The sequence below is a fragment of the uncultured Campylobacter sp. genome, assembly GCF_938045535.1.
In the GTDB taxonomy this organism is placed as follows: Bacteria; Campylobacterota; Campylobacteria; order Campylobacterales; family Campylobacteraceae; genus Campylobacter_B.
The window spans coordinates 1-4,813 of the sequence record NZ_CALIMQ010000272.1 but is presented as its reverse complement, the minus strand read 5'-3'; the positions used below and the strand labels follow the sequence as shown (position 1 = coordinate 4,813).

The window sequence follows — 4,813 nt, the reverse complement described above, 5'->3', positions numbered from 1 at the left end:
CTTGCACTATGCATCTGGAGAGTGCGGCCATGGGAGACAACACGTGCTCCCTCAGTAGTAACATCATTAGTGGGCTGTATACACACAAGAAGAGGTGATCCATCGGAATTAGTTGCCAGGCGCCACTGAGTATATAAGTTCTGCTCGTCCTCATGCTCGTGATCATCACCATCGTCATCTCCCCCTTGGTTATAAAAAATTTCAAGTATAGGTGGTGGAATGTTCACAGGACCTTGGAAACACAAGAAGAAGGTTAATTAGTAAAGGGAAACTTGCTAACCCGCATGCATGTGGATGAAACAATTATAATTATGGTGGAAGACAAACGTACTGAAATCATGAGGATTCCATGCAAAAACAGTGCCACGAGTGGTGGCAGCAAACACAAGACCCTCGTATTGAATTGCATCACAGTACTCATCCGTGTACAGAAACTGATTTTTGAGCAATATCCATCGAGTCGAACCACGAAGGACGGCAACAAGCTTGTCGAAGATAGCAACAACTTGATAGTTGTTGTAATTCCAAGAGCGGTTGGGAACTCGACAAATTGCTATCTTCCGTAGAAGACAGTCACCATGATCGTATTTGAACGTGCGTACAATACCGGTGTGCTCAACCTCTGGGCAGTCTGCTGAGATTTTTGGAAGTGGAATTTTTTGAATTCTTAGAATTTTTAGAGGCGGAGGCTTTGGGGCTATGCGCTAAATTTGAAGCGTTTTTCTCGTCCGAGCTTTTGGAATTTTTTGTGTTTTCATCTTTGAGCTTTTTAGAATTCGTGCTGCTATCGCTTGCTTTGCCCTGTAATTTGGCTAGCGCAGATTCATAAGGCGAGGAGTCAAGCCCTAAATTTTTCGAGCTATAAACTAGCCTCTTTAGCGCTTTTATTCGGACTTCCTTCTGCGATGCGCCTTCGTAGAGCGATTTTAGCTCTTTGTGCAGCGAGCGCTTATAGTTTGGCGTAGCTACGATGAAATCCTTATCGAATTTCGCAAAAAACGCCTCGCTGGAAGCTCCAAACGCCAATACGCAACTAAAAGCCGCGATTAGAAAAATTTTAACTATCTTCGCCATTTACAAGTTTTTCTATCAATTCCTTCACGGATATGATCTCGTTTAATCGCCAGCCGTTCGCGCCGGTGAAAAACAGTCCGCTTTGCGTTTTACCAAGATACGCGTCGCTTAATCGGTCTGCGATGCAGTATCCTACGGCATTAGCACCTTTGCCGCGCTCGCAAGGGCTTACGCAGTTGCTGATACAGCGGATCTTAGGCGCCGTGCCTGCGGCGATCATATCTTGTAAATTTGTATGAATTCCGCGCGCAGGATAGCCTACGGGCGATTTTAGAAGCTCGATGTCCTCTTTTTTGGCATTAAGAAGTACCTGCTTAAATTCCTCCGCGGCGTCGCATTCAAAGGTGCCGATGAAGCGCGTACCCATCTGCACGCCGTCCGCGCCCAAAGATTTCACGCGATCGATGTCGGTTTTATCCCAAATTCCACCTGCGACAAATAGCGGAAAGCTGCCCCATTGCGAGATTTCTGCTTTTACTTGCGGGATTAGATTATCCAGCGCAAACGCCGGATCGCCACACTGCTCGTAGGTAAAACCCTGATGCCCGCCGCTAAGAGGGCCCTCAAGCACTACGGCATCAGGAATTCTGTCGTAGCGCTGCTTCCAGCGTTTGGCGATGATCTTAAGAGCCTTGGCGGAGGAGACGATAGGCACGAGCGCGACGTCTGGGAAATCTGCCGTAAATTCCGGCAGATTAGTAGGCAAGCCCGCGCCGCTTATGATGATGTCGATACCCGCCTCGCACGTGTCGCGCACGATGCGCTCGTAGTCGTTCGCCGCACACATTACGTTCATCCCCAAAGGCGCATTGCCGCAAATTTTACGGGCGTTTTGTACGATGGCAAAAAGCGCCTCTTTGCTATAAAAATTCTCGCTTTGATAGGGTCTGCCATCGAGCGATTTTTTGGCAAATTTAAGATTTTCGTAGTAGCCGGTGCCGACCGAGCTAATGACGCCTAGACAGCCGTTTAGGCTGACATTGCCGGCTAGCTTGTCCCAGCTGATACCAAGTCCCATGCCGCCTTGAATTATCGGGTGCGCAATCTCGTGTTTGCCTATCTTTATACTCATTAATCCACCTTTAATTTAGCGAATTTTTTCTTCCCTACTTGAAGCGTGTATTCGCCCGAGCTTAGCTGAAGCTGCTCATCTAAAATTTTATTTTGATCGATACTGACGGCGTTTGATTTTATCAACCTGCGTGCATCTGAGCTAGAGACTGCGAGCTTGCAGCTGATGAGCGCCTTTACTATCCATGCAGGCGAGCTTACGTGATATTCCTTGATCTCGCTAGGAAGCTCGCCTGCGCCGTGGACGCGGTCAAATTCCTGCTTAGCCTCAAAGGCGGTGTTTTCGTCATAAAATTGCGTGACGATCTCGGAGGCAAGCTCCTCTTTAACCGCCTTAGGATGGATCGAGCCATCCGCCACAAAGCCTTTTATTAGCTCAATATCTTCGCTGCTTTTTTGGCTTAGTAGATTATACCAATCCCACATTAACGCATCGCTGATACTCATCACCTTGCCGTACATATCATGAGGCGTATCGGTTACGCCGATGTAGTTGCCTAAGCTCTTGCTCATCTTATTCGCGCCGTCGGTACCTACCAAAAGCGGCATCATCACGACGCTTTGTTCTTTGCCAACATCATAAATTCTTTGCAGCTGGCGACCCATTAAAAGATTAAATTTCTGATCGGTGCCGCCGAATTCTATATCGCATTTCATGCAAACGCTGTCGTATCCTTGCAGCAGCGGATACATAAACTCGCTGATGCTGATCGGCTGCTCGGCCTTGTAGCGCTTCTCGAAGTCGTCGCGCTCGAGCATCCTGGCAACATTAAAAGTGCTTGATAGCTCGATCATACCGCTAGCACCCAGGCGGTTGGTCCATTCGGAGTTAAACATCACCTTGGTTTTGGCGGGATTTAGAATTTTAAAGACCTGCTGCTCGTAGGTTTTGGCGTTTTGAAGCACAACTTCGCGCGCTAGCTTTTTGCGAGTCTCGCTCTTGCCCGTAGGATCTCCGATTTGAGCAGTAAAATCACCGATTAGAAACTGCACGATCGCGCCGTGGTTTTGCAAAAATGCAAGCTTATTTAGCACGACGGCGTGTCCTAGGTGCAGATCCGCAGCAGTGGGATCCATGCCGATTTTGACGTAAAAGACCTCGCCGCTGTCGTAATAGCGCCTAATCAGTGCTTCAATCTGCTCCTCGCCGATGATTTCCGCGACGCCGCGCTTAAAATTTCCCATAATGCCTTGAATGTCAGCCATTTGCTCTCCCTTATTTAGTTTTTATATACGTCCGTAAGCGATACGAAATCCACGATTTTAAAGCGGTTTTTGAGTTTGTCTTTAATCTCCGTGGAGTCTAAATTTTCGTTCAGCTCGATGATGATCTCAAAATAATCTGACGTCGTTTCGCTATTTTCGTTGAGGCTTATCGACACTAGATCGACCTCGAGCTTGACTAAATAGTTTAAAAACGTCGCCAGCGAGCCGCGCTTGTTTTCTAAATTTAATATGATCTTATAGCGGTGCGGCGCATTGCGCGTCCATTTTACGAAGATCATCTCATCGGTTTTGATTAGCTCGCTTGCACGTTCGCACAGCTTATGATGCACCGTCACGCCATGTCCGTTGCGAAAGCCGATGATGTCGTCGCCACGCTTTGGGTTGCAGCAGTAATCAAACTCAACCTCGTCGATTTTAAAATTTGAATACACCACGATGTTGTCAAATTTTTGCTTCTCGATCTCATACCTGCTTCGAAATTTCATATTGAAAAATTTCTCTTTGAGCGGGTATTTTTTCAGCGCATTTACGACGTCTTTTAAAAATACCGAGTCATAGGCAGCTTTGCCGATCTTTTTGCTTAAATTTTCTTTTTCAAGCCAGCTTAGAATGCTCTCCTTGCTCGTCGTAAAGATCGCGCATAAAATTTTAATCGCTACTTCAAAATTTATATCTCTGATCTTTTGCTTGCAAAATGCCTTTATCGTTGCGCGCGCCTTGCCCGTTTTGACCGAGCTTAGCCAGCTGCAGCGGTAGTGTGGCTCGCTTCCGGTGATGATATGAACGATATCCCCGTTTTTAAGCTCCGTTAGAAGCGGCACCTTGACGCGATTTATAAAGGCCTCGGTCGCTTTTAAGCCCACTTGAGAGTGTATCTCGTAGGCGTAATCAAGCGCCGTAGCGCCGCGCGGCAATGTAAAAATTCCGCCCTTGGGAGAATACACGGCGATATCCTCGACGTAGAGGCTGTCTTTGGCGTATTCGTAAAGATCCTCGGCGTTGGCGTCGTCCTCTTCCTGCATGCCGATGTCATTTAGCCAATCAAGCTTCGGATTGATTGAGCCGCTATATTTATATTTCCAGTGCGCGGCGACGCCAAATTCCGCGGTGTTATGCATATCGAAGGTGCGGATCTGCACCTCTACGATCATACTTTCGTTAAAAACGGTCGTGTGGATCGTCTGGTAGCCGTTTTGCTTCGGAAGCGCGATATAATCCTTAAAGCGCGATATGAGCGGGTTAAATTTAGTATGGATTATACCCAGAGCTAAGTAGCAATCCATCGGCTTTTGCACGATGATGCGGATAGCCAAAAGATCGAGCACCTCCTCGATCGAAATTCCTTTGCGTTGCATCTTCAAAAAGATCGAGTAGTAGTGCTTCATTCGCTTTTGGATATCGAAGCTGCCCTCATTAAAGCCGTTTGAGAGCATATACTCCT

At 47.2% G+C, this 4,813-nt stretch carries 4 protein-coding genes; all 4 read right to left on the bottom strand.

Features of this window, described 5'->3' with window-relative positions:
* Window positions 1-615: 615 nt before the first annotated feature.
* Window positions 616-1,074, bottom strand: coding sequence for a hypothetical protein (locus tag Q0095_RS08505; protein WP_297883118.1), 459 nt, complete (start codon window positions 1,072-1,074; stop codon window positions 616-618).
* Complete coding sequence (locus Q0095_RS08500) at window positions 1,058-2,146, bottom strand: nitronate monooxygenase (protein ID WP_297883117.1); 1,089 nt, start codon at window positions 2,144-2,146, stop codon at window positions 1,058-1,060. The genes Q0095_RS08505 and Q0095_RS08500 overlap by 17 nt, the downstream gene beginning before the upstream one ends.
* The gene (gene tyrS / locus Q0095_RS08495) at window positions 2,146-3,351 is read right to left on the bottom strand and encodes a tyrosine--tRNA ligase (protein ID WP_297883116.1); all 1,206 of its coding nucleotides are present in this window, start codon (window positions 3,349-3,351) and stop codon (window positions 2,146-2,148) included. The genes Q0095_RS08500 and tyrS overlap by 1 nt, the downstream gene beginning before the upstream one ends.
* 14 nt (window positions 3,352-3,365) lie before the next feature.
* On the bottom strand, window positions 3,366-4,813 hold a 1,448-nt coding region (locus Q0095_RS08490; RefSeq protein WP_297883115.1), incomplete at its 5' end, for a TGS domain-containing protein.

What these genes read in the sequence shown, in the direction of transcription:
- Q0095_RS08505 (WP_297883118.1), bottom strand. Translation starts at nt 1,074, where the DNA reads ATGGCGAAGATAGTTAAAATTTTTCTAATCGCGGCTTTTAGTTGCGTA.
- Q0095_RS08500 (WP_297883117.1), bottom strand. Translation starts at nt 2,146, where the DNA reads ATGAGTATAAAGATAGGCAAACACGAGATTGCGCACCCGATAATTCAA.
- tyrS (WP_297883116.1), bottom strand. Translation starts at nt 3,351, where the DNA reads ATGGCTGACATTCAAGGCATTATGGGAAATTTTAAGCGCGGCGTCGCG.